We start from the raw sequence: 3,431 nt of genomic DNA on the forward strand, positions 1-3,431 counted from the left end.
TCGGAATGAGTGACGCCCTGTAAAACCGTCGGCTCAGCCTACGCAAGTTCGAACCTTGCACCTGCCACACGCAGTTAGCGCAGCTCAGAGGCCCTCCGGGGCCTCTTCTGCTTTTCCGGGGTGCGCAGCCGGATGCCGCCGTGAGCGGGCCGTTGTCGCAGGTCCCGGAATATGCCCGGAATGGATCATGGGGCGTTTCCCCTGGTCGGGGGCCTTGATCCGGAACATCTGCGGATCGCGCGCTCGTAGGAACGTATGGGGAACGGCGAAGGGTCCCGATGGCGTTCCGGGACCCTTCTGGGTGGTGCTGGATGATCATGCGGCTAGGGCGTCCTCAATCCGCTTGTTGGCGATCTCCTGTTGGCCATCGAGGCATTTGGCGTAGACCCTGAGGAGCACGTCCACGCCGTGTCCGGCCCGTTCGGCTACGTCGGGGGCTGGTACGCCCACGTTGAGCCAGAGGGAGACGGCGGCGTGTCTCAGGTCGTACGGTCTGCGAGCCAGGGGAGAGGCGACCTGGGCGGGGGTGAGCGCTAGGGCGCGGGCGTCCTGCCAGACCTCGGTGTACGCGGTCGAGGCCACGACTTTGCCGCGCTCGCTGCGGAACAGCCGGCCATCCTCCGCGACGCCGAACTCGTCGATGTGTTGCCGAAGGATCTTGACCAGCTTCGGCGGGATGGGGACCGGGCGAACGTCGTCGCGGCCTCGATGCTTGAGCCCGCGTTCTTCATGGGCGTCGCCGGTGTCGGTCCACTGGACGTTGACCTCCGGGCGGGAGACATCGACGAGGATGCGGCCCCAGCCGGTTGCCGGAAGATGACAGTCCTGCCTTCTGAGCGCGACGGTCTCGCCGGGACGGAGGGCGGCGTAGTACATGCAGGCGAACATGGCTTGGAGCCGACGCCCGCGACCCCGTCCGCCTACGGAGGCCACTGCGGTCAGCAGCGCTTCGGCCTGGCGGGGATTCACCACGACCCGCGGATCCACCGTCTCCGTGGTCTTGGGCGGCTTCCACTTGACCTTGTGCACGGGGTTGGCTGGCAGTTCCTCCAGCTCTACCGCGTACTCCAGGACGGCGTGAAGGACGGCGCGCTTGCGGCGGATCGTGTTGGCGCTCGCTGCCTTGCCGTCGAGGCGAAGCGCGAGGGCATCGAGTGCCAGCCGTACGGTCTTGGTCTCGTTCAGGTCGGTCAGGTCGAGCGAGGCACCTTCCAGCCACCGCAGCGCCTGCTTGCTCTCCAATGGCACATCCGGGCGCTTGGCCTCAGGCAGGAGGGCGTACTTGCGTAGAGCCTTGCGCAAGGTCTCGGCGTCCGGGCGGCCGGGACGGTCCTTCGTGAGAGCGGGCAGGACCGTGGCGAGGCCATCGGAGATGCTGTCGCGGGTCTTGGCCGCCGCGTGTGGCCACTTCATGTCGATGTAGGCCCTGACGAAGTCGTAGACGGTACGGGCCTCCTTGGCCTTGAGCATCGACTGGGGGAGGCCCGTCTCCAGGTCGAACAGCTCACCCTTGTTGGCGGCCTGGCGTAGGTCGGAGAGCCAGTTCTTCGCCTGTGCCGACGTGCGGAAGGTCTTGGACTTCTCCCGCGCCGCCACGGTCCAGCGCACGGTGTAGGAGATCGTCTTGCGGTTCTCGCCGGGCTTGGTGGACTTGTTCGGGCGGATGTCCCAGAACTTCACGTCGTAGGAGGCGTTCACGCGACCTCCCTCAAGGACTCCAGCCAGACGTTGAGCTCGCTGCGGTAGATGCGCAGTTCGCCGTTGGGCAGGCGGATGCCGTCCGGTGCCTTGCCAATCTCGCGCCAGCGGTAGAAGGTGCGGCGGGAGACTCCGCCGAGCTCCTGAAGGACCTGGCGGACGGTCAGCAACTCGTCGTGCTTGGTCATGCGGCCCTCCCCGTGTCCTCGATTGCCGAAAGGTCTTGTCCGGCTGCTCTGGCTTCCAGTTCGCGGAGGTGGGCACGCCAGCGTTGGCGTTCGTGGACGGATCGAAGAAGGCGAACAGCGAGAGGTGGCACGTTGGCGTCTCCGACCGGGACGGGGCGCCAGACGTAGCGGTGTGGGTCAGTAGGTTCGTCGGCCTGGCCGAGGGCCTCCATGACCCAGGTGCGGCGGTCCTGCTTGTGCTCGGCGAGGGTCTTGTTGGACCACTTGCGAGAGACGAGGATGCGGCGTCCTGCGTAGCCGAGGTGTTCCGGCTTGTGGGCCTTGCCCCGGCAGCGTCCAGGGCGCATGCCGGGCTTGGCGTCCTTGGGCTGGATGCCGTAGCGCAGCCAATTCGGGCAGGTGGGCGAGCAGGGCTCGTAACGAAGGGCATCCAGCATGCGGGCCGCGTGCTGTTGCTGGGCCTGGCCGCCGTCGAGGGCGTCGCCAATGGATTTGGTGAGGTACTTGGACAGGTAGCGGATGCACTGGTCGGCGTCCGGGGTGCCAGCGAGTACGCCTTGGGCATCGACTTGTTCGCCGAAGCGGATGACGTGGAGCGGCTCAGCGTCCTCGTCGAGGGTGTCGAGGGCTTGGCCCCAGGTGGGCAGGACCTCGCCGGTTGCCGGGTTGAGGTAGCCGGTGCCGTCCTGCCAGACGGGCATGTGCTCGCCCTCGAAGACCACTTCATCAGCACATGGCCACCAGACCTGGTGATAGGTCGCGGCGGCTATCTGCTTGACCTCCGCGCGTGGGAGCGTTCCACGAATGGCCATGTGCAGGTGCGGCGCGAGCCGCTTCTGAGGCTCCACGGCGGCGAAGTACTGCACGTCATAGCCCGCGACGCGGCGCAGGTTCTGCACGAAGCGATCCACCAGCTTGGAGAAGTGAAGCGCGTCCCGGGCAGCACGCCGGTAGTCGTAGGTGTCCGGATCGATCGGTACGCCGTCGCGAACCTTGCCGTACGAGGGCAAGGTGAGCGTGACGAACAGGGACGGCCGGTAGGTCTTGCCGTCGGTGCCGTGGAAGGTGCGTCCAAGGGTTGTGCTGGTCATCTTGCGCTTGGGCAGGTCGGGTGCGTCCTGCCGCCGCTTGGTCGAGCGGGAACGCTTGGCGGTCGTACGGCCCAGGACATTGCCGCGCATGCCTGCGGCGTTGATCTCCTCGTCCAGGCCGGTGATGATCGCGTCCAGCTCGGTGGTGTCGCCGGCCTTTTCGGCGGCATCGCGCTGGGCTTGGTAGTCGGCGCGGAACTCCACCAGCCAGCGCTGTTCGTCGTTGGCCTGGTCGGGTGTGATGGCGGGTTCGGTGTCGAGGTGCCAGCCTTCGCGGCATTGGGCCTTGCGGAGCTGCTTGTTGCGCTTGGCGCAGGGCGGGCACTTGCTGTCGAGGGTGGCCCCGCACGGGACGTCGATGATTTCGGACTTGCCGGTCACGACGTCGAGGCGCTTGAGCGGGATGGGCTGGATGCAGACGCCGTGGAGCTTGGCGACCTCTTCGACGACGTCG

Annotated in this window: 3 protein-coding genes and 1 tRNA gene (1 of these 4 cut by a window edge); 1 reads left to right on the top strand and 3 read right to left on the bottom strand. The window is 66.9% G+C overall.

Annotated features, from left to right (window positions below):
* Window positions 1-67: transfer RNA gene (locus tag ACFPZ3_RS58560), tRNA-Tyr, on the top strand (it extends 163 nt beyond the left edge of the window).
* A gap of 248 nt (window positions 68-315) precedes the next feature.
* On the opposite strand, the gene ACFPZ3_RS58565 is transcribed toward ACFPZ3_RS58560, so the two are convergent.
* From ACFPZ3_RS58565 to ACFPZ3_RS58575, 3 genes are all read right to left on the bottom strand, one after another.
* Complete coding sequence (locus ACFPZ3_RS58565) at window positions 316-1,698, bottom strand: tyrosine-type recombinase/integrase (RefSeq protein ID WP_379523131.1); 1,383 nt, start codon at window positions 1,696-1,698, stop codon at window positions 316-318.
* On the bottom strand, window positions 1,695-1,886 hold the full coding sequence (locus ACFPZ3_RS58570; RefSeq protein ID WP_379523132.1) for a helix-turn-helix transcriptional regulator: 192 nt from the start codon (window positions 1,884-1,886) through the stop codon (window positions 1,695-1,697). The genes ACFPZ3_RS58565 and ACFPZ3_RS58570 overlap by 4 nt, the downstream gene beginning before the upstream one ends.
* The coding region (locus ACFPZ3_RS58575) for a replication initiator (RefSeq protein ID WP_379523133.1) at window positions 1,883-3,431 on the bottom strand (1,549 nt) is incomplete at its 5' end. The genes ACFPZ3_RS58575 and ACFPZ3_RS58570, both read right to left, overlap by 4 nt.

This window comes from Nonomuraea insulae (assembly GCF_042656245.1).

What these genes read in the sequence shown, in the direction of transcription:
- ACFPZ3_RS58570 (WP_379523132.1), bottom strand. Translation starts at nt 1,886, where the DNA reads ATGACCAAGCACGACGAGTTGCTGACCGTCCGCCAGGTCCTTCAGGAG.